The following is a 20,953-nucleotide window of genomic DNA, read 5'->3' as shown; positions in this document are numbered from 1 at the left end:
GGCGGATCCGGCCGTCGCCGTTCGGGTCCACCGCGCCGATCCGCGCGACCTCGCGCGCCCCGGCCGACGGTGGTCGAACGGTTCGAGGCGGTGGACCAGCTGCTCGACGGTGAGGTGACCGACGCGGGCGGGGTGTGGTCGCGGGCGACCGCCTGGATTCTGCGCCTCGCCCTGGAACAGTCGGTGGACGAACTGTGGGCCAGGACGACGCCGGAGCTGATGCGCTGCCCGATGCGCGCCCAACTGCTCGCCCTGCGCAGTTACGCCGGACCGGAAACCGCCGCACAGGTCGCGACGGTATGGGCGGCCCTGTCCCGCGCCGCCCACCACCACGATTACGAACTCGCCCCCAGCGTCACCGAACTGCGGCGCTGGCGTGAACAATCCGCCGCGATCGCCGCCGTACTGTCGCGCGTCGAGTCGCGCTGATGGTGTCCGGCTCGGCCACACCGCAGTGGCGGCGGCGAAAGACGGCCGATCGCACGGGAGATAATTCGAGACATGGCTCGATCAGGTCTTTGCCCATGCCGGCGCGGCGAACCGTTCGCCGAATGCTGCGGGCCGGTGCTGGCGGGGGAGCGGGCGGCCGCCACGGCCGAGGCGCTGATGCGTTCGCGGTATACCGCTTTCGCGGTCGGCGACACCGATTACCTTCGGCGGTCCTGGCATTCGAGCAACCGTCCCCGCACCCTCGACCTCGACCCTGGCCAGCGGTGGCTGTTCCTCGAGATCGTGCGCACCGAGCGCGGCGGTCCGTTCGACGACACCGGAACCGTCGAGTTCATCGCGCACTACCGGGCCGAAGGTGGCCGCGGCTCGTTGCACGAGGTCAGTCGATTCGTCCGTGAGGACGGCGCCTGGGTCTACCTCGACGGCGTCATCGAACCGTGACGGGTACCGTCAGCCCCATGGCACGTGTCGCGATCGAGTACTGCACCCAGTGCCGCTGGTTGCTGCGGGCGAGTTGGATGGCGCAGGAGCTGCTCAGCACCTTCGGCACCGATCTCGGCGAGGTGGCGCTGCTGCCGGGCACCGGTGGCGTCTTCCGGATCACGGTCGACGGCGAGCAGGTCTGGGAGCGCAAGGCCGACGGCGGTTTCCCGGATATCGCCGTGCTCAAACAGCGGGTGCGGGATCGGGTCGCCCAGGATCGCGATCTGGGTCACGTCGATCGGCGTGACACCGAGCACAGCGACTGATTCGTGACGGTCGTGAGATCGGCCACGGCGTGCCCGATCTCGGACGCGCGCGCACCTCAGCCGCAGCAACCGCCGCCGCAGCAGCCACTGCCCGCCGGGCTCGGCGCCGGATTCGGCGCGGGCGCACCCCCGACACCCCGGCTGACCGTGGCAAATGTGGTCAGCAACTTGACCGTATCGGCGTGCCCGTGCGGGCATACGGCGGGATCCGACGACTGCGCCATGGGGCGATTCACCTCGAAGGTGTCGCCGCAACTGCGGCACCGAAAGGCATAACTCGGCATCGGGCCAGCGTATCGCGCCCGCGTCGAATGAGTTCGTCTTACCTGCCGATGTCGGATCGGGGACGTACTCTCGAAAAGAGATCACGAGGTGCCGACCCGGGAGTAGCAAGTCCCCAGCGCACTGACGGGTCGCGGTAGGAGGTGCGGCTATGACCACTCAGTTCGAGGGGGATCCGAGCCGGGAAGCGCATGGTGCCGAGCCTGTGGCCCGAACCACGTACGGCAGCGTCCGAGGATTCTGGGACGGGCCGATCGCGACCTGGCGCAGCATCCCCTACGCCGCGCCGGTCACCGGAACCGGACGATTCCGCCCGCCGGTTCCGCCGCAGCGCTGGGACGGTGTCCGCGACTGTGTGACCTTCGGTGAGATCGCCCCGCAGACGATGGGCAACATGGTGCCGGTCGACTCGGATCTGCGGATGGGCGAGGACTGTCTGTGGCTCAATGTCTGGGCGCCGCGGGGCTTGCACAACGCGGACGGCGAACCCCGTCCGGTCATGGTCTGGCTGCACGGGGGCGCCTACTGCCTCGGCACCGCCGCCCAAGCCGTCTACAACGGACGCAAGCTGGCCGAAACCGGTGACGTCGTGGTGGTCGGGGTCAACTACCGGCTAGGCGCGCTCGGTTTCCTGGATCTGTCCTCGCTGTTCCACGGTTTCACGCCCAACCTGGGCCTGCATGATCAGATCGCCGCACTGGAATGGGTCCGCGACAATATCGCGGCATTCGGCGGTGACCCCGGCAATGTGACGCTCTTCGGCGAATCCTCCGGCGCGGGTTGCGTGACGGCCCTACTCACCTCGCCGCGCGCGACCGGACTGTTCCACAAGGCCATTGCCCAGAGTCCACCCGCGACCACGGTCTTCGGCAGGGAGCGGGCCGCGGGTGTGGCGCAACGTTTCCTGGAACTGCTGGAGATCGGCCCGTCACGGGCGCTGGAACTGATCGATATGCCGATCGAGCGGATGGTGCGAGCGGCCGGTGTGCTGTTGGACGAGGTCCCGCTCAAGGAGCCGGGGCGGTTGGCCGCGGCGCCGGTGGTCGACGGTGATCTGGTGCCGACCTATCCGATCGATCGCTTCCAACAGGGTCGTTCGCACCGGGTGCCGCTGATCATCGGCACCAATAAGGACGAGGCGTCATTGTTCCGGGTGTTCCGCTCGCCGATCATGCCGGTCACCCCCGATGCGGTGAACATCATGCTGCAGGATGTGGCCGCGAATCATCCCGAGATGTCCGCGGAGCGCATCGCGGAAATCACCTCCGCCTACCCGGATCTCGCCAGAACTCGTGGTGCGCTGGCCATGTCGACCGATGCGGCGTTCCGGATGCCCGCGCACTGGGTCGCCGACGGGCACGCACAGCACTCGGCGACCTGGGCCTACCGCTTCGACTATGCCACTCCGATGCTGCGGGCGGCCCGCGTCGGAGCGGGCCACGCCACCGAATTGCCATACGTCTTCGGCAATTTCGGCACCTTCAACCTCGACCCCACCTTCTGGCTCGGTGGCCGCAAGGTGGCCACCGAGGTTTCGGGCCGGATGATGCGCCGCTGGCTGGCCTTCGCCACCCACGGTGTTCCCGCGGCCATCGACGGCTCCAAGCACTGGCCGCCGTACCGCCCGGTCACCCGCGCCACCCTGCTCATCGATGCCATGGATCGCGTGGTGGACAACCCCGACGCCGACCTGCACACGGCCTGGGGCGACCAGGCCGTCGGCTTCAGCTAGAGCCGCGCCGCCCCGGGGACGCGGCCGCTGGATCAGACGTCGGTGGAGAAGCGGATACCGCCGTCGGGGATCTCGACGCCGGGCCAGACACGCGCGCCGCGTAGTAGCTCGCAGCGGGCGCCGACATTCGCGCCGTCGCCGATCACTCCGTCGCGGACCAGCGCGCGCGGCCCGATGCGGGCGCCGAAGCCGATAATGGAACGTTCGACGGTGGCACCGGCCTCGACCACCGCGCCGTCGAAGATGACCGCGCCGTCGAGTCGGGCCCCCGCACCGATCTCGGCGCCGCGGCCGACGACGGTGCCGCCGATGAGCAGGGCGCCCGGCGCCACGCCCGCACCCGGATGCACCAGGGATTCCCCGCGCTGGCCCGGCAGCGCCGGGGACGGGGCGATGCCGCGAACCAGGTCCGCGGAGCCGCGGACGAAGTCCTCGGGGGTGCCCATATCCCGCCAGTAGGAGGAGTCGACATGTCCCTGGACGCGGGCGCCCTCGGCGAGCAGCGCGGGGAAAACCTCACGCTCCACCGAGACCGGGCGGCCCGCGGGGATCTTCTCGATGTACTCGCGGCGGAAGACGTAACAGCCCGCGTTGATCTGATCGGTCGGCGGATCCTGGGTCTTCTCCAGGAATGCGGTGACCCGGCCGTTCTCGTCGGTCGGCACGCAGCCGAAGGCCCGCGGATCGCTCACGCGCACCAGGTGCAGGGTGACATCGGCGTTGGTGGACTCGTGCGTATCCAGGATCGCGCCGAGGTCGGTGCCACCGAGCACGTCACCGTTGAAGACCATCACGTTATCCGCGCGCAGCTTGGACAGCACATTGCGGATGCCGCCGCCGGTGCCGAGCGGTTCGGTCTCGGTGACGTACTCGAGGTCCAGGCCCAATTCGGATCCGTCGCCGAAGTGTTCCTCGAACACCTCCGCCTTGAACGAGGTGCCGAGGACCACGTGGGTGATTCCGGCCTCGGCGATCCGTGCCAACAGGTGGGTGAGGAATGGCAGTCCGGCCGTCGGCAGCATCGGCTTGGGTGCCGACAGGGTCAGCGGACGCAGCCGGGTTCCCTGGCCGCCGACCAGAATGACCGCGTCGGTGCCTGCATGTCCTGCCATCAAGTTCCCCTGTTCACAGTGGATCGGTCCCGCCAGGCGCCCCGTAAATCAGGCTAGCCTTGCGCCTGCTGTCGCAGCGCAGATCGAACCGCAATCCGGGAGCGGATCGCAAGTCCAGCGCGCAGCGCCAACCGCAACGGTGCCTGCCACCAGTGCGGATGCCGGTCGGCCTGGAAACGGTACGCGCTCGCGTGGTGCGCGGGCAGCATCACTTCCGGGTGGCGTCCGGCGGCATGCCCCTTGGCGTGGGTGACCTCGGCCGTCGGCACGAAAACGTTGTGCCAGCCCGCCTTGCCCATGCGGTCGCCGAAGTCGACATCCTCCATGTACATGAAGTAGCGCGAGTCGAAGCCCTCGATCGCGTCGAAGGCGCTGCGGCGTACCAGCAGGCAGGACCCGGAGAGCCAGCCGACGGTCCGCTCGGAGATCTGCTCGTTCTCCTGGCGGTACCGGCGGGTCCACGGATTGGCCGGCCACACGGTGCCGAGGATCGCGTGCCCCGCGCCGTCGAGCAATCCGGGCACCGAACGGGCCGACGGGTAGACGCTGCCGTCCGGCTCCAGCACCATCGGGCCGAGCGCACCCGCACGGGGCCAGCGCTGTGCGGCGGCGAGCAGTTCGTCGATGGAATCGGCGCCCCAGCGGACGTCCGGATTCGCGATCACGATGAATTCGATACTCGGATCGATCTCGGCGACCGCGCGGTTGATCGCGCCGCCGTAGCCGATATTGCCCCCGGTCCGCAGCAGCCGAACGTGTGCGTTGGCCTCGGCGGCCAACTCCGGCGTCCCGTCGACAGACCCATTATCGGCCAGGATGACCTGCGGCTTTTCGCTGGTGGCCTGGGCCAGGGTGGTGATGAAGTGTTCGAGATGCTCGCCGGGTGAGTAGGTCACCGTGACGACGGCAAGGCCACCGGGGGCCGCGGAATCGGAAGCACTCATGCCTGCACCTCGCTGACGCTCGGTTCCGGCATGACCGCCATCGCGGCTGTGTTATCGGTTCGCTCGCTGCGCTCACTCACGACCGCCCAGCCTAGCCGGATCCCTCCGGTCGCGCGCCCCCGGTCAGTGATATCGGCCGTCACCGCCCGAAGCGCAGTCGCGCAGCTCGGGGACCATCGAAAAGGCCACGCGCCGAGCCGGTCTCGGTTCCCCCTCGGCTTCGGGTGCGCGCTTTTCCTCGCCGGTGCGGGTTTTTCGGGCGGGTAGCGACGAAAAGTGCGCGTTCAGGCCGAGGCCGACAGCGCCGCCGTTACCGCGTCCCGCCACGGACGCAACGGCGACAGCCCGGCCGCGATCCAGGACCTGTCGGAGAGCACCGAATATGCTGGGCGCCGAGCGGCTCTCGGGTAAGCGGTGGAATCACACGGCCGAACCCGGTCCGGATCGGCGCCGACCTCCATGAACACCGCGCGGGCCAGTTCGAACCAGGTGGCCTGACCCCGGTTCGTGGCGTGCAGCAGCCGGGGAGTGTCCGGGCGGGCGGCCAATTCCAGCAGTCCGGCGGCGAGGTCGACGGCGTAGGTAGGTGAGCCGAGCTGGTCGTCGACCACGTCGACGGTTTCGCGCTCACGCTCCAGCCGCAGCATGGTGGCGACGAAATCACCGCCGCGCCCGCGGTACACCCAGGCCGTCCGCACCACCTGTGAATCAGGCGCCAGGTCGAGTACGGCGCGTTCCCCCGCCAGTTTGGACCGGCCGTAGACGGTGGTGGGTCCGGTCACGTCGTCGGTGTCGTAGGGCCGATCGTGGGTACCCGGGAACACATAGTCCGTCGAGAGATGAATCAGCCGGGCCCCGGCCCGCGCGCAGGCGGCGGCGAGGACGGCGGGCCCGGTTTCATTACCCGCGAAGGCGGCATCGGGTTCGGACTCGGCGCGGTCCACCGCGGTGTACGCGGCGCAGTTGATCACGACATCGCCGGGCGCCACCACGGCACGGACCGCGTCGGCGTCGGTGATGTCGAGATCGGTGCGGCCGTATCCACGGGCCCGCGGCGCCAGCCGGATCAGCTCCCGGCCGACTTGGCCGCCTGCTCCGGTCACCAGAAGACGCGCGGTCGGGGGTGGGGTTGTGGCGGTCACAGGCGCAAGTCTGGCACGCCGTCGCACCTGCGGTTGACCTCCGCTGCGATAACCGTTGGTTAGCCTGAACGCACTGATTCCGGAGTGGATGTGCTCCGGAACGGACGCGGGGGCAACCGGAGGCGGGGGCGGTCGGGTCAGCGGCGGCGCATCGTCACGGTGATACGCCGCGTACGAACCAACGCCGAATGTGTCGAGAGGATACGGGGTTGCAGGCGATGCGCGGGTCGGTCCCATCGCGGCTTTCCGGTGCCGACGGCGGTCCGGGATCGCTAGGGCCGATGCGCGTCTTTGTCGCGCTGATCGCGGTGCTGGTGGTGGTCATCACCGGTTTCGCCTGGCACAAGGTCGACTCGCTGATCTCCGGTATCGAACGGATCGGCAACCTCGGCCTCGGCGGCGTCCATGACGGTGCCGTCGACATCCTGATGGTCGGTGTGGACAGTCGTACCGACGCGCACGGCGATCCCCTCACCGACTCCGAGCGCGCGATGCTGCACGCCGGTAACGAGGTCGGGACCAACACCGACACCATCGTGCTGGTGCGCGTCCCCAACGACGGTCGCTCCGCGACCGCGATATCCCTTCCGCGCGACTCCTATGTCGACATCCCCGGTTTGGGCAAGGGCAAGATCAACTCGGCCTACGGCGCGACCAAGGAGACCGAACGGGCGAAGCTGACCGGCAAGGGCGTCTCCGAGGCGGAGGCGGAGAAACAGTCCACCCAGGCCGGGCGCAAGGCGCTGATCACCGCCGTCTCCAATCTGACCGGTGTCACCGTCGATCACTACGCCGAGGTGAGCCTGCTCGGCTTCGTCCTGCTCACCGACGCGGTCGGCGGTGTCGACGTATGCCTGAACAGTCCGGTCGACGAATGGATGTCCGGCGCCGACTTCCCGGCCGGGCGGCAACGGCTCGACGGCCCGGAGGCCCTGAGTTTCGTGCGTCAACGCCACGACCTGCCGCGCGGGGACCTGGACCGGATCGTGCGGCAGCAGGTGTTCATGGCCCAGTTGGTCGGGCAGGTGCTGAGCGCCCGAACCCTCGCCGATCCGGGCAAACTCGGCCGGCTCGGCGAGGCGGTCGGACGCACCGTTGTGCTGGACGATGATTGGGATGTGCTCGCGTTTCTGCAACAGCTGAAGGATCTTTCGGGTGGTCAGGTGAAGTTCGAGACCATTCCGGTCGCCGATCTCAACGGCATGACCAGTGACGGCGAATCGGTGGTGCGGGTCGACCCGAAGTCGGTGAAGTCCTATGTGGGCTCGCTGGTCGACGGCAAGGGCGCCGCAACCGGCGAATCCGCCGTCGACCCCGACACCGTGACGGTCAGCGTCTACAACGCCAGCGGCAAGGGCGGTCTGGCCGGGCAGGTGTCACAGATGCTGAGCGCCAAGGGATTCCGGGAGGGCCTGGTCGGTAACTATTCCGGTTCGAGCGTAAGCGGTAGCCGGGTGCTCGCCGCCGACACATCCGATCCGAGGGCCCGAGCGGTGGGCAAAGCGCTGGGCGGGCTGACCGTGATCGCCGATTCGACGATGTCACCGGATTCGGTGAGCGTTGTGCTGGCAAGCGACTACTCTGGTCCGGGCTCGGCGGCGAGTTCCATGTTCGATTTCTCCGGTACCTCGGCCTCCGCGACGCCGGTTCCGCCCGCGCCACCGATCGACGCGGGCCGGAACGGCCCGAAATGCGTGAACTGACCACTCCCCAGCAAATGATCGTGAATCCGAGAATGCGTGATCAAGACAAGTCACTCACCCTTACCGAGGCGGTGTTGGATCCGATCCTCGCGCGCGAACCCGCGGGTCCGCGCGTCACCTACTACGACGACGCCACCGGTGCCAGGATCGAGCTCTCGGGGCTGACCCTGGCGAACTGGGCGGCCAAGACCGGCAACCTGATTCGCGACGAATTCGGTCTCAGTCCCGGCGCGCGGGTCGCGGTGCTGCTGCCCGCGCACTGGCAGACCGCCGCGGTGCTGCTCGGCTGCTGGTGGGCGGGGACCGAGGTGGTCCTGCACGCCGATCCCGATGCCGACCTGGCATTGGTCACCCCGGACCGTATCGGCGACGTCGATGGTGTCGCCGAGGTCGCCGCGCTGTCCCTGGACGCCATGGGCGCCCCGGTGCGGGATCTGCCCGTCGGCATCACCGATTTCGCCACCGCCGTGCGCGTGCACGGCGACCAGTTCCGCCCCGGTGGCGTGGGGGTCGCGCTGGACGGCATGCGGGTGTCGGAGGTGCTGGCCGAGGCGAGGGTGTCCGCGCTGCGGCAGGGGTTCGCCGAGGGGGATCGGGTGCTGTCCAGTACCCCGTGGGATACCGCCGCGGAGCTGATCGACGGCTACGTCTCGGTACTCGCCGTCGGCGCCTCCCTGGTCCAGGTGGTCAATCCCGACCCCACACTCCGGGTTCGCCGCATCGCCTCGGAACGCGTCACCGCGCACCGCGGCTGACGGCGCGATCCGTCCCGGTCGACGTCCGAATGCGCGGTCGACTCCTACCTGGGTATAGGTAGGAGTCCGACCAGAGAACGTTCCACAACTGCGGTGGAGTCCGTACCGTGGACATATCGCGCGACGACGAGGTTGGTGGGATATGAGGCCGCACTATTGGTTCCGTTGGTTGTCGCAGCAGGGCACGCCCCGGCTGGTGTTGCGCACCCAGGCGCGCCGCGGTGACCCGTTCGCCATGTTGATGGGCGGGCCGGACGGCATCCGCGATCCGTATCCGCTCATCGAGCAGCTGCGTGGGCAGGGCAGGTTGGTGCATACCAAACTGTCCTGGGCCACCTTCGACCATGAGCTGAGCCGAGCCATCCTGCGCGACAGCCGCTTCGGCGTGCGCACCCCGGAAAGCTTCAATATCCCCAAGCCATTGCAGCTGCTCGCGCAACGGTCCCCGCTGCCGCCCAACCCCGTCGAGGCGCCGTCGATGCTGGTCATCGACCCGCCCGAGCACACCGCGATGCGCAAGCCGGTCGCCTCGGCCTTCACACCGCGCGCCATCGCCAAGCTGCGCGACCGCGTCGAGACGGTGACCGCGGAGCTGCTCGAACAACTGCCGTCCGGTGGATCGGCGGATCTGGTCACGTCGTTCGCCGCCCAGGTGCCGATCGCGATCATCTCCGAGATGCTCGGCTTCCCCGATAAGGATCGCGCGGTATTCCTCGACTGGGGTGATCGGATGACGCCGATGCTCGATGTCGGCATCTCCTGGCGGGCGCACTATCGCGCCCTGAAATCCATGGAGCTGATGAACGACTATCTCGATGGCCACATCGCCCGGCTGCGCCGCAACCCCGGTGACGATATCCTCAGCACCCTGGTCAGCGCGGGCGAGCTCGACGACTACGCGCTCAAGGCGACCGCGAGCCTACTCATGGGCGCGGGTTTCGAGACCACCGTCAATCTCATCGGCAACGGCGTCGTCCAACTGCTGGCGCATCCCGATCAGCTGGAGCGCCTGCGCGCCCAACCCGACCTGTGGCCGAACGCGGTCGAAGAGGTGTTGCGCATCGACTCGCCGGTGCAGACCACCGCGCGCACGGCGCTCGAGGATGTCGAGCTCGACGGCATACTGGTGCACAAGAATCACACCGTGGTGCTCTCGCTGGCCGGCGCCAATCGCGACCCGAACGTCTTCGCCGACCCGACCCGCTTCGACGTCGGACGCGCCAACGCCAAGGATCATCTCTCCTTCAGCAATGGCATCCATGTCTGTCTCGGCGCCAGTCTGGCTCGCATGGAGGGAACCTATGCCCTGCGTGCGCTATTCGACCGATTCCCCGACTTGACGCTCGACGGCACACCCCGACGCCGCCAACTGTTCACCCTGCACGGCTACGAACATATGCCGGTGCGGCTGGGCCGGCGTGCGCGCACGCCGGAGTCCGCCGCGGTCTGAGCGTCCAGGGCGTCATCCGGATCGACGTCTCCGCCGAGCATCCGCATTCTGTGGTTGGGCGGTCGGTGGCCGCTGCCGGTCGGCCGATATCAGGAGTCCGTGCCGGGTTTCCACTGGTAGCGGGTTTTCGGACGGCCCGCCCTGCCGTAGTCGGAGCGGCGCGTGACGAGGCCGTCGTCGGCGAGTTTTTCGAGGTAGCGCCAGGCGGTGATGCGGGAGACGCCGATGGAGGTGGCGGTATCGGCGGCGGTGATGCCGTCGGGGGCGGCGCGGACGGCGCGGGAGATTTCCGCGAGTGTTTGCGGGGCAACCCCTTTGGGTGCGGCGGCGCGCTGGTCGGAGGTGCGCAGGGCGCTGAGGGCGCGGTCGATATCGTGCTGGGTGATCGCGGATTCGCCCGCGGGGAGCGCGGTTCGGTATTCGCGGTAGCGTTCGAGTTTGTCGCGGAAGGCCGCGAAGGTGAACGGTTTGAGCAGATACAGGATGACGCCGTGTGAGACGGCGGTGCGGACCAGGGCCAGGTCGCGGGCCGAGGTGATGGCGATGACGTCGGGCCTGGGCGCGAGGCCGGACAGCGCGGCGGCGACATCGAGGCCGCTGGCATCGGGTAGCCCGATATCCATGAGTACCAGGTCGATCGGATGACCTTCGGCGGCGGCCTCGGCCGCGGCGCGCATCGCCTCGCGACCGGTATGCGCGATGCCGACCGGGGTGAAACCGGCGATCCGTGCGACGTAGGCGTGGTGCGCTTCGGCGATCAGCGGCTCGTCTTCGACGATCAGCACTCGGATCATGGTGCGTCCTTCCGGGGGAATCGGCTCCGGCACCGTGCCTTTCGGCCGGTGTCCGGTGCGGGTACGGCCCCCCTGCCGGGTGGTTACCGGTGCTGTCACGGTGCTGTGTCCTTTCGTGGAATCGTCACGATCACCGCACTTTCCGGTTCACGCTCGGTCCGAATCGTGCCCCCGTGCCTGGCCACCAATCGGTTCACGAGCGCCAGCCCGAGCCCCTGGTGATCCGTCTTGGTCGTATACCCCCGTTCCGCCGCTCGGGCGAAGATCTCGTCGGACATGCCGGGTCCGCTATCGGCGACCCGCAGATACAGCGCCGAGTCGGAATCATCGTGGCGCACGGTTACTTCCACCCATTCCGCGGCGCTGTCGGCGGTCGCGTCGAGGGCATTGTCGATCAGATTGCCGACCAGCGTCACCGCCTCGTGCGCGGACAGCGGAGCCGTGGAGTCCAGGGCGGTGTCCTCGGAGACGGTCAGTTCGATGCCGCGCTCGGTCGCCTGATTCACCTTGCCGAGTAACAGCGCCGCCAGTGCCGGATCTCCGACCGCGGCCATCAGCCGATCGATGAGCGATTGGGAGAGTTCGAGTTCGGCGGTCGCGAAATCGACGGCCTCGCGATGATTACCCAACTCCACCATGGTGATCACGGTGTGCAGCCGGTTCGCCGATTCGTGCGCCTGCGCGCGCAGCGATTCCGCGAAGCCGCGCACCGAGTCGAGTTCGCCGAGCACCGTACGCAATTCGGTGTGATCCCGGATGGTCATCACGGTGCCGATGGAGCGACCCTCCCAGGCGACGATGTCCTGGTTGACCAGCAGGATCCGATCCGCTGTCACATGCATCTCGTCGCGCACCCGGCCCCAGCTCATGCGCTGCAACGACAGCGGCAGATCGTGACGCCGCACCGGACCTGCGGGCAGTTCGAGCAGCCGCCGGGCCTCGTCGTTGACCACCTCCGCCTGCTCACCGGCACCGAAGACGACCAGCCCCTCGTGGATCGAATGCAGCACCGCGTCGTGGTGCTCGTACATGACGCGCAGTTCGTCGGGCGCGAGACCGTGGGTCTGTCTGCGCAGCCGCCTGCTCAGCAGGAAGGAACCGGCCGCGGCGACCAGCAGGCCCGCGAGGGCGACCCCGAGGATCTTCGGCAACTGGTCACCGACCTGATCGCCGATCCGCGACCGGGTCACGCCCGCCGAGACCAGCGCGACGATCTGGCCCGTCTCGTCACGGACCGGCGTGACCGCGCGGATCGAGGGCCCGAGTGTGCCGGTGAAGGTTTCGGTGAAGGTCTCTCCGGCCAGCGACCGATCGATATTGCCGCTGAACGGCTGGCCGATCCGTTCGGGATTGGTGTGGGTGAATCGGGTCCGGTCCGGAGCCATCACCACGATGAAGTCCATGCCGGTCCGGATGCGGATCCGTTCGGTCACCGGCTGAAGGTGGGCGGTCGGGTCGGGGGAGCGGAGAGCGGCGACGGTGGAGGGCGCCTCGGCCAAGCTGACCGCGACATCGGTGACCTTCTGCTCGGTGGTGACGTCGCTGGTGTGCCGGGCGTCAATCACCGCGAGCACCGCTCCGATCCCGATCATCAGCGCGAGGACGACCAGTTGCAGTACGAACGCCTGCCCGGCCAGAGAGCGCCGACCACCTCTCACAAGCTTGTCCTCCACGAACCGACTACCGACGAACCCGTACGAGCAATGAACGCCGGGTCCGTCGACCGCCGAGCTCGTCTGACGCCGCGCCCTTCCCACGCCGCGCCCTATTGAACGATATGCACCAAACAGTGACCGCCGTCACGTCGGCCGCCATCATTCTGCACATAGGGCCGTGAGAGACCTCACGTCGGTACCACTCGAAGGACTGCACTCGCCATGAGCGACACCACCCAACAGCCGCGGCGCGACCGCACCCATTGGCTGTATCTCGCCGTGATCGCCGCCGTGATCGCGGGCATTCTGGTCGGTTGGCTGGCGCCCGACGTCGGGGTCTCACTGGCCCCGCTCGGCACCATGTTCGTCAATCTGATCAAGATGATGATCGCGCCGGTCATCTTCTGCACCATCGTGCTCGGTATCGGTTCCGTGCGCGCCGCCGCCACCGTCGGCAAGGTCGGCGGATTGGCCATCGGGTACTTCCTGGTGATGTCGACCGTCGCGCTCGGCATCGGCATGGTGGTCGGCAATCTGCTGGATCCCGGCACCGGCATGAACATCGCGAAGACGGCCGGTGCGGGCACCAAACTCGCGGATCAGGCACACCAGGCGGGCGGAACCTGGGAGTTCGTCCAGGGCATCATTCCGACGACGCTGATCTCCTCGCTCACCGCGGGCAGCGTATTGCAGGCGCTGTTCGTCGCACTGCTGGTCGGTTTCGCGGTGCAGGCCATGGGCAGCGCGGGGGAGCCGATCCTGCGCGGCGTCGGGCTGCTGCAAAAGCTGGTGTTCCGGATTCTGTCGATGATCCTGTGGCTGGCCCCGATCGGCGCCTTCGGCGCGATCGCCAATGTGGTCGGCAAGACGGGGCTGGATGCGGTGGTGAAGCTCGGCACGCTGATGATCGCGTTCTATCTGACCTGCCTCGTCTTCGTCTTCGGGGTGCTGGGTGTGCTGATCCGGGTGGTGTCCGGGGTGTCGATCTTCAAACTCTGCCGCTACCTGGCGCGCGAATATCTGCTGATCGTGGCGACCTCGTCCTCGGAATCGGCGCTGCCGCGGCTGATCGCGAAAATGGAGCATATGGGGGTGGAGAAGACGACGGTGGGTGTCGTTGTGCCGACCGGGTATTCGTTCAATCTGGATGGCACCGCCATCTACCTGACCATGGCCTCGATATTCATTGCCGACGCCATGGGCAAGCCGCTCAGCCTCGCCGAACAGTTCGGTCTGCTGCTGTTCATGATCGTCGCGTCGAAGGGCGCCGCCGGGGTCACCGGCGCCGGTCTGGCGACCCTGGCCGGTGGTTTGCAGAGCCACCGCCCCGAACTCCTCGACGGCGTCGGTCTCATCGTCGGTATCGATCGCTTCATGTCCGAGGCCCGCGCGCTCACCAACTTTTCCGGCAATGCCGTCGCCACCGTTCTCATCGGCACCTGGACCGAGACCATCGATATCGACCGCACCCGCACGGTGCTGGACCGGGAACTCCCCTTCGACGAACAGACCATGGTCGACGACGTCCACGCCCCGCGCCCCCAGGAACCCGAAAAGTCGCTGCTCCCGGCGTGATTCGTGTTCAGACGGCCCACTTTTCGGGGTTGAGGTGGTGCTGGGTGATGGCGGTGGCGTGACCGTGTCCGAAGCCGTGTTCGGTCTTCAGCCAGGCGACGAGGTCCTTGAAGGTGGTGCGGCCGGAGTCGGTCATGGCGGACTTCCACTCGGCGATGGTGCGGCCGTACTTGGCTTCGATGGAGGGGAAGTAGGACGCGGGGCCGTGGGGCTTGGTCGCCATCGGTGACTCCTTTGCTCGTTATGCGTTCATCGGTATCGACGGACCGTCGTGCGCGGACTCATCGGCGCGGTCGTGATTGTGCGCTAGCTCACACGGGCGTGCGCCGCGCTGTCGCTGTGCTCGCGGATCAGCAGGGCGCCGGTGAGGGCGACGAAGGCGGCGGTGAGTCCGTGGATTCCGAAGGCCGCGCCGGCGGAGCCGTCCCAGCGCAGCACGGTCAGCATGTCGCCGAATGGGATGAGGGCGATCACCAGCGTCGCGATGCCGAGTGTGTAGCGCTGCTTGATCGCGAGCAGGGCCAAGATGATCAGGCCGGTGACGATGTCGCGGACGCCTTTGAGGTTCAGGAAGGCGACGGCCTCGCCCTCGGGCTGGGCGGGCAGGCCGAAGCCGGTCGCCATGGTCTCCGGGGTGATCACGTAGCCGATGCCGACGTAGAGGATGAAGGCGGCGCCGATCAGAGAGAAGGTGGTGGCGATGCGGGAGAGGGTCACGGGGTACTCCTTTGTTATGCTCTTTTTTCTAGCGTCGCTAGGTTCGAGAATGACTCTAACCGAGCCGCGTTAGCTTGTCTAGCGCTGCTAGAATTTCGGTATGAGCACGCAGACCCGCAAGGAACGCGAACGCGCCGAACGGCACCAGCGGATCATCGACACCGCCCGCGAACTCGCCGAGACCCAGGGTTGGGAGGCGGTGACGGTGCGCCGCCTCGCCGAGCGCATCGAATACAGCCAGCCCGTGCTGTACAGCCACTTCGCGAGTAAGGCCGCCATCGTCGCGGCCGTCGCCGAACAGGGCTTCGTCGACCTCACCGCACAGCTGCGCGCCGCCGCGTCGGCCGCGACCACACCGGCGCAGGCCCTGGAACAGGTCACCCGCGCATATCTGGACTTCGCCGCCGCCAACCCGGCTCGCTACGACGCGATGTTCGTCCTGAACATCGACCTGACCTTCGGTCTGGAAGCGCCCCAGGCCCTGCGCGACGGGTTCGGCGAATTCGAGTCCCTGTTCCGGCCTTTCGTGGACGAGGCCGACCTGGGCGCCCGCACCGAGGTCGCGTGGAGTTCCATCCACGGCCTCGCCACGCTGGAACGCGGCGGCCGTCTCCGCCCGGAACTGCGCGAGCGGCGCCTCGCCATCCTGGTCGCCGAATGGCTGGCCGCCGTCGGCGCCTGAGCCGCCGGCATATCCAGGCAGGCGCAAGGCCGAGTCACCGTGCCCGAGCGGGCGGTAGCGTGAGGTCATGGCGGATGTGGTGGTGGTCGGATCCGGTCCCAACGGCCTCGCCGCGGCGGTGATCCTGGCGCGGGCCGGGCTCGCGGTGCGGGTATACGAGGCCGAGGCCACCGCGGGCGGCGGGTCGAGGACCGCCGAGCTGACGCTGCCCGGATTCCGGCACGATGTGTGCGCGGGCGGGCATCCGATGGCCTTGGCATCCCCGTTCTTCCGTGCATTCGACCTGCCCGCCCACGGTGTCGAATTGCTGGCGCCGCAGGTGTCCTACGCGCATCCGCTCGACGGCGGGCGCGCCGGGCTGGCCTGGCGGGATCTCGACCGGACGGTCGAGGGTCTCGGCCGCGACGGCGCCGCGTGGCGCGGACTCTTCGAGCCGATGGCGCGGCATTGGCAGGCGATCGTGGACGTCGCGATGTCGGATCTGCGGAGGCCGCCCGCCGACTTGCTGACCGCCGCCCGCTTCGGACTGCGCGTCTTCGAGCAGGGAACCCCGCTGTGGAACCTGCGTTTTCGCGAGGCGGCGGCCCCGGCGTTGCTGACCGGCGTTGCCACGCACGCGATTACACCGCCGCGCGCGATCCCCGCCGCGGGCGCGGGCATGCTGCTCGGCACCCTGGCGCATGTGGGCGGCTGGGTGCTGCCGCGCGGTGGCAGCCAGGCGATTCCGGACGCGTTGAGCGCCGAGCTCGAGCGGCTCGGCGGCCGGGTCCATACCGAACACCGGATCGACTCGCTCGACGAATTACGCTCCGCCCGAGCGGTTCTGCTCGATCTGGCACCGGCCGAACTGCTCCGGATCGGCGGGCACCGGCTGCCCGATCGATATGCCGAGCGTCTGCGGCGCTTCCGCTACGGCGGCGCGGCCTGCAAGGTCGACTTCGCGCTTTCCGGTCCGGTGCCGTGGGCGGCCGCAGGTTGTGAGCTCGCGGGCACCCTGCACCTGGTCGGCACCCGCGCCGAGGCCGTCGCCGCGGAATGCGCCGTCGCCTCCGGGCGTCACGCGGATCGGCCGTATGTGCTGGCCATCCAGCCGGGTGTTGTCGATTCGACCCGTGCCCCAGCGGGCAATCACACGCTCTACACCTACGCCCACGTCCCCAATGGATCCCCGCGCGATATCAGCAATGCCATTGTCGCCCAGATAGAGCGCTTCGCACCGGGCTTCACCGATCTCATCCTGGCGAAACATGTCTATACCGCCGCCGAGCTCCCGGAGCACAACGCCAACTACGTCGGGGGCGATATTTCCGCGGGCGCGATGACCCTGCGCCAGTTCCTCTTCCGTCCCATGCCCCGCTGGAACCCGTACGCGACGCCCATCCCCGGCGTCTACCTGTGCTCGTCCACCCCGCCCGGCCCCGGTGTCCACGGTATGAACGGTATGCACGCCGCCCGCCATATCCTGCGAGGGGAGTTCGGCATCCGCACCGACCCGCTCGAACTGCTTGCGGCGCAGTCGGTCCGGGATCGCTGACCGATTCGGCCCCCGACCGCGCGATCAGGTCACCCGCGCCCGGTACAGGTCGGGCTCCAGGCGCGACAGCGAACAGGGATGCCTACACCGTCTGCCGGCGATACAGATCCGGCTCCAGGTAGATCACCCGGGCGGCGGGCACCGCGTCGCGCACCCGCGCCTCGGCCGCGTCGATCGCGTCGGCGATATCGGCGATCTCGAGTCCGGGCACGATCGCGATCTTGGCCGCGACCAGAATCTCCTCCGGCCCCATGTACTGGGTCTTCAGATGGATGACCCGGTCGATCTTGTTCCCGTCCACCAGATTGGACCGGATGAGCCGGTCTTCCTCGGGGGTGGCGCCCTCACCGATGAGCAGGCTCTGCATCTCGATGATCAGGATGACCGCGATGACACCGAGCAGGAGGCCGATGGCCAGTGTGCCGACACCGTCCCACACCGGATCGTCGGTGAGCATGGTCAGGCCGACACCCGCGAAGGCCAAAATCAGGCCGACCAGCGCGCCGGTGTCCTCCAGCAGCACCACCGGCAGCTCGGGGCTGCGCGAGGTCCTGATGAACCGCCACCAGCTGCTGTTCCCCTTCAGCGGCGTGGATTCCTTCACCGCGGTCATGAAGCTGTAGCTCTCCAGCCCGATGGCGATCAGCAGGATCACGATCGCCACGATCGGGGAGCTGAGCTCCTCGGGATGCTGGATCTTGTGGATACCCTCGTAGATGGCGTAGATCGAGCCGAGCGTGAACAGCACCAGGGCAACGACGAACGAGTAGAAATAGCGGTTGCGGCCGTATCCGAACGGGTGCAGTTCGTCGGCCTCCTGTTCGGCGCGCTTCTGCCCGAGCAGCAACAGCCCCTGGTTGGAGGTGTCGGCCACCGAGTGCACCGCCTCGGCCAGCATCGAAGCCGAACCGGTGATCGCCGCGCCGACGAACTTCGCCACCGCGATCCCCGCATTCGCCGACAACGCGGCGAGAATCGCTTTCTTGCCACCACCAGCAGACATGTGTCGGATGTCCTCTCTCGTTTCGCCGATCCCGGCTAACTTAGCGTGTTCGGCGGCCGGTATCCGAACGTCCGCGTCCCGGCGGCGCGAGCGGAGTCCATCCGTTGTCAGTGCGCGCTGCCGACGCAGGCGCAGAAGAACTGGGCGGGACCGTCGACCGCCTGCGCCCGAATATCGCTGTCCGCGGCCGAGATCCACGCCGCGGTGCCCCGCCCGAGCATCAGTTCCACACCGTTCTGCAGCAGTCGTATCGTGCCCGCCGTCACCAGCACGATGCCCGGGCCGTCGTGCAGCGGCACCTGGGCCGAGCCCGCGGTCAGGTCGAAGCGATGCAGTGCGAATTCGGGGGCGGGCGTCCAGTAGCGGACCGACCCGTCGCCGGCCGGTTCCGGCAGTATCACCGGCAGGTCGATCGGCTCGAAATCCAGGACCCGCAGCAGCTCCGCCACATCGACGTGTTTCGGGGTGAGACCACCGCGCAGCACATTGTCGGAATTGGCCATGATTTCCACGCCGAGCCCGCGCAGGTAGGCGTGCAGATTCCCGGCGGCCAGGAAAAGCCCCTGCCCGGGTTCCAGGGTCAGCCGGTTGAGCAGCAGTGCCGCCAGCACCCCGGCGTCACCCGGATAGGCCTCCGCGAGTTCGAGCGCGGTGCGCGCCTCGGCGGTGAACTCGCGCTTGCCCTTTCCGGAGAGGTAGCGCACGCAGCCATCCAGTACCGCGGGCAGCAGCGTGGCGAGTGCGTTGTGCGGCAGCGTGATCCAAGTGGTGAACAACGTTCGCAGGCCCGCCGAATCAGGTTGCGCGGCAAGCAAATCCGCGAAGGACTCGAGCTGGGGAACGGCCAGTGCGCGCAGCAGCGCCACGGTGCGCCGCGGATCGCGGAAACCGGCCAGCGCCTCGAACCGCTCCAACGCCACCACCAGCTCCGGCTTGTGGTTCTCGTCACGGTAGTTCCGCATCGGCGAGTCCAAGGGCACCCGGGCCCGGTTCTCCCGCTCGAATCCGGCCCGCGCCTGCGCCGTACTCGGGTGCGCCTGCAATGAGAGCGGCTCCTCGGCCGCCAGAATCTTCAGCAGGAACGGCAATTTGCCGCCGAATTCCGGTGCGGCGGAGCCGAGCTCGCGATCGGGGTCGGCGGCCACCAGCTCCAGCAGCGAGCGGGTGCCCTGCTCGACTCGCACATGCGCCGGATCGGCGGGGTGCGCGCCGAACCACAGTTCGGCCTCCGGATGCGCCGAAGGAACCGGCCTGCCGCACAGCTGAGCGAGCGCGGTGCGCGAACCCCAAGCGTAGGAACGCAGTGCACCAACGAGTTCGTGCACTAGTAGCTTCCCCCGTCGTACTGGCCGCCCGCCGCGGACGCACTAGCGCGCGATCCGATCAACCGAAGGTAGGCGGCGGCCATTTCCACCCGGAGGGCGAGCACCGCGAGTTGTTCCAGTTCCGTGCTGTCGGTGGCCGAGCCGGGCAACGGCACCCCGGACTGGTCGACCCTGGCCTGCGTCGGACCCGACGGATCGCTGAGTGTGGACTGTAAGACGTCGAGATCGGCATTCACCAGGTCGGCGTCGACCAACCCGGAGCCCGCGCCGCCGAATACCGCGAGCCTGCGCCGGGTAGCGGCCTGGTCGGGGTCGGTGCTCAGTACGAACAGCCGGATGCGCTCCACCGGCGCCGGACCGTCCAGCTCCTCGTCGTGGAACATCGGATCGAAATCGGGTGCGGATCCGCCCGCGGCCTCGACCATCCGGGGATTGGCGGCGACCGCCTCGTGCAGATCGGCCGCGGTCGCGACCCGGCCCGCCGTCTGCAGCAGCACCTCGGCGCAGTGCTCGGCGAGTTCGGCGGCGGCGGGGGAGTCACCCGCGAAGACGATCCCGCGCTGCTGCATCCGAGCCGCCAGCGTCTTGGCCGGATTGTGGAAGACCTCGTTCTGCGGCGAGGCGCGTAGCGCCTCGGCGTCCAGCACGTCGGCGAGTGTGGTGAGGTCCGGCACCGCCGCACCCGAGCGTGCCGGATCGACGATGCGTAGCACCGCGATCCCGGCCGCCAGGAAGCGCAGCAGGCGGTTGTGATCCAGCACCGGGACCCGCGGCTCCAATAGCGCGGCCCGTCCGGCCGAGGCCGCGCGCAGCGGCCCTTCGTGCGGCGCCGCGATGACGACCTCGGCACCGCGGCGTAGCCCGCGGTCGACGGCGTCGATGAGGCGCGGATCGCCCGCGTCGTCGCCCGCGACGAGCACCACGTCGAGGGGGCCGACCCAGGGTGGGAGCGCGGGTGTGCGGACCACGGGCAGACCCGCCCGATCCCCGAGCGCGGCGACCAGCAGGCCCGCCGCGCGTGCGGCCCGGCCCGCGCCGGTCACCAGCACCACGCTGCGCGGCCGGAGGTCGGTAAGACGGGCCAGCGCGTCCTCGCCGACCGCAGCCGCGGTCGCGCGTACCTGGGCGCCGCCGGAAGCAGCCGACCGCAGGGCGCCGCCGCTATCTGCTGCCTCGAGCGACGCGGCGTCGTCGAGGTCGAGCACCGGTGTTCCAGCGATCATCGGGCGTCCCACCTCCCCTCATCGCGCTGTGTCCGATCCCGCCCGACTCCTACACGGGCCATGTATACCGAGCCCGGGTCGGGCGAATCCAATGTCTGTGATTCCACTATTCCAGTCGGGAGCGGA

General features: G+C 68.5%; 21 protein-coding genes. 10 read left to right on the top strand and 11 right to left on the bottom strand.

Annotated features, from left to right (window positions below):
* Positions 1-90 precede the first annotated feature (90 nt).
* From AB0H61_RS16650 to AB0H61_RS16640, 3 genes are all read left to right on the top strand, one after another.
* Positions 91-429, top strand: a complete 339-nt coding sequence (locus AB0H61_RS16650; RefSeq protein WP_357304747.1) for a hypothetical protein — start codon at positions 91-93, stop codon at positions 427-429.
* 72 nt (positions 430-501) lie between these two features.
* Positions 502-891: a YchJ family protein gene (locus AB0H61_RS16645; protein ID WP_357304744.1), complete on the top strand. Its 390-nt coding sequence runs from the start codon at positions 502-504 to the stop codon at positions 889-891.
* A gap of 17 nt (positions 892-908) precedes the next feature.
* Positions 909-1,199 carry a SelT/SelW/SelH family protein gene (locus AB0H61_RS16640; RefSeq protein ID WP_357304741.1) on the top strand — a complete coding sequence of 97 codons (291 nt, stop codon included), beginning with the start codon at positions 909-911 and terminating at the stop codon, positions 1,197-1,199.
* Positions 1,200-1,255: 56 nt separating this feature from the next.
* On the opposite strand, the gene AB0H61_RS16635 is transcribed toward AB0H61_RS16640, so the two are convergent.
* A complete protein-coding gene (locus tag AB0H61_RS16635) occupies positions 1,256-1,483 on the bottom strand; it encodes a zinc ribbon domain-containing protein (protein ID WP_357304738.1) in 228 nt (75 codons plus the stop codon).
* A gap of 149 nt (positions 1,484-1,632) precedes the next feature.
* Between AB0H61_RS16635 and AB0H61_RS16630 the strand changes: the two genes are divergently transcribed.
* Positions 1,633-3,213 (top strand): carboxylesterase/lipase family protein, encoded by a 1,581-nt coding sequence (locus tag AB0H61_RS16630; RefSeq protein WP_357304735.1) that lies wholly within the window; start codon positions 1,633-1,635, stop codon positions 3,211-3,213.
* 32 nt (positions 3,214-3,245) lie between these two features.
* On the opposite strand, the gene AB0H61_RS16625 is transcribed toward AB0H61_RS16630, so the two are convergent.
* The 3 genes from AB0H61_RS16625 to rfbD all read right to left on the bottom strand — a co-directional run bounded on the left by AB0H61_RS16625 (position 3,246) and on the right by rfbD (position 6,411).
* Positions 3,246-4,325: an NDP-sugar synthase gene (locus AB0H61_RS16625; RefSeq protein WP_357304732.1), complete on the bottom strand. Its 1,080-nt coding sequence runs from the start codon at positions 4,323-4,325 to the stop codon at positions 3,246-3,248.
* A gap of 53 nt (positions 4,326-4,378) precedes the next feature.
* The gene (locus AB0H61_RS16620) at positions 4,379-5,269 is read right to left on the bottom strand and encodes a glycosyltransferase family 2 protein (protein ID WP_357304730.1); all 891 of its coding nucleotides are present in this window, start codon (positions 5,267-5,269) and stop codon (positions 4,379-4,381) included.
* A 284-nt stretch (positions 5,270-5,553) separates the two neighbouring features.
* On the bottom strand, positions 5,554-6,411 hold the full coding sequence (gene rfbD, locus AB0H61_RS16615) for a dTDP-4-dehydrorhamnose reductase (RefSeq protein ID WP_357304727.1): 858 nt from the start codon (positions 6,409-6,411) through the stop codon (positions 5,554-5,556).
* Positions 6,412-6,692: 281 nt separating this feature from the next.
* Here rfbD and AB0H61_RS16610 point away from each other — a divergent pair, with 281 nt between their 5' ends.
* From AB0H61_RS16610 to AB0H61_RS16600, 3 genes are all read left to right on the top strand, one after another.
* Positions 6,693-8,114: an LCP family protein gene (locus tag AB0H61_RS16610; protein ID WP_357304724.1), complete on the top strand. Its 1,422-nt coding sequence runs from the start codon at positions 6,693-6,695 to the stop codon at positions 8,112-8,114.
* 32 nt (positions 8,115-8,146) lie between these two features.
* A complete protein-coding gene (locus AB0H61_RS16605; protein WP_357304721.1) occupies positions 8,147-8,869 on the top strand; it encodes a TIGR03089 family protein in 723 nt (240 codons plus the stop codon).
* A 142-nt stretch (positions 8,870-9,011) separates the two neighbouring features.
* A complete protein-coding gene (locus tag AB0H61_RS16600; RefSeq protein WP_357304718.1) occupies positions 9,012-10,319 on the top strand; it encodes a cytochrome P450 in 1,308 nt (435 codons plus the stop codon).
* An 89-nt stretch (positions 10,320-10,408) separates the two neighbouring features.
* Here the strand turns inward: AB0H61_RS16600 and AB0H61_RS16595 are convergent, their stop codons facing one another.
* Complete coding sequence (locus tag AB0H61_RS16595; protein WP_357305201.1) at positions 10,409-11,113, bottom strand: response regulator; 705 nt, start codon at positions 11,111-11,113, stop codon at positions 10,409-10,411.
* 95 nt (positions 11,114-11,208) lie between these two features.
* Entirely contained in the window at positions 11,209-12,705 is a 1,497-nt protein-coding gene (locus tag AB0H61_RS16590; protein WP_357305198.1) for a sensor histidine kinase, read from the bottom strand.
* A gap of 285 nt (positions 12,706-12,990) precedes the next feature.
* On the opposite strand from AB0H61_RS16590, the gene AB0H61_RS16585 reads away from it, so the two are divergent.
* On the top strand, positions 12,991-14,343 hold the full coding sequence (locus AB0H61_RS16585) for a cation:dicarboxylase symporter family transporter (RefSeq protein WP_357304716.1): 1,353 nt from the start codon (positions 12,991-12,993) through the stop codon (positions 14,341-14,343).
* 7 nt (positions 14,344-14,350) lie between these two features.
* Here AB0H61_RS16585 and AB0H61_RS16580 read toward each other — a convergent pair whose 3' ends face one another.
* The gene (locus tag AB0H61_RS16580) at positions 14,351-14,566 is read right to left on the bottom strand and encodes a DUF4287 domain-containing protein (RefSeq protein ID WP_357304713.1); all 216 of its coding nucleotides are present in this window, start codon (positions 14,564-14,566) and stop codon (positions 14,351-14,353) included.
* An 83-nt stretch (positions 14,567-14,649) separates the two neighbouring features.
* Complete coding sequence (locus AB0H61_RS16575) at positions 14,650-15,060, bottom strand: DUF4267 domain-containing protein (protein WP_357304711.1); 411 nt, start codon at positions 15,058-15,060, stop codon at positions 14,650-14,652.
* Positions 15,061-15,160: 100 nt separating this feature from the next.
* Between AB0H61_RS16575 and AB0H61_RS16570 the strand changes: the two genes are divergently transcribed.
* Both AB0H61_RS16570 and AB0H61_RS16565 read left to right on the top strand, forming a co-directional pair.
* On the top strand, positions 15,161-15,742 hold the full coding sequence (locus AB0H61_RS16570) for a TetR/AcrR family transcriptional regulator (protein ID WP_357304708.1): 582 nt from the start codon (positions 15,161-15,163) through the stop codon (positions 15,740-15,742).
* 67 nt (positions 15,743-15,809) lie between these two features.
* Complete coding sequence (locus AB0H61_RS16565) at positions 15,810-17,276, top strand: NAD(P)/FAD-dependent oxidoreductase (protein WP_357304705.1); 1,467 nt, start codon at positions 15,810-15,812, stop codon at positions 17,274-17,276.
* Between the two features lie 82 nt (positions 17,277-17,358).
* On the opposite strand, the gene AB0H61_RS16560 is transcribed toward AB0H61_RS16565, so the two are convergent.
* The 3 genes from AB0H61_RS16560 to AB0H61_RS16550 all read right to left on the bottom strand — a co-directional run bounded on the left by AB0H61_RS16560 (position 17,359) and on the right by AB0H61_RS16550 (position 20,827).
* Positions 17,359-18,279: a cation diffusion facilitator family transporter gene (locus AB0H61_RS16560; RefSeq protein WP_357304702.1), complete on the bottom strand. Its 921-nt coding sequence runs from the start codon at positions 18,277-18,279 to the stop codon at positions 17,359-17,361.
* A 107-nt stretch (positions 18,280-18,386) separates the two neighbouring features.
* Positions 18,387-19,604, bottom strand: a complete 1,218-nt coding sequence (gene manA, locus AB0H61_RS16555) for a mannose-6-phosphate isomerase, class I (RefSeq protein ID WP_357304699.1) — start codon at positions 19,602-19,604, stop codon at positions 18,387-18,389.
* On the bottom strand, positions 19,604-20,827 hold the full coding sequence (locus tag AB0H61_RS16550) for a tobH protein (RefSeq protein WP_357304697.1): 1,224 nt from the start codon (positions 20,825-20,827) through the stop codon (positions 19,604-19,606). Before AB0H61_RS16550 ends, manA begins: the two co-directional genes overlap by 1 nt.
* Between the last annotated feature and the right edge of the window lie 126 nt (positions 20,828-20,953).

This window comes from Nocardia sp. NPDC050710, from assembly GCF_040654375.1.
Classification (GTDB): Bacteria; Actinomycetota; Actinomycetes; order Mycobacteriales; family Mycobacteriaceae; genus Nocardia.
Note: the sequence above shows the minus strand (reverse complement) of the source record. Positions and strands in the feature narration are given on the sequence as shown.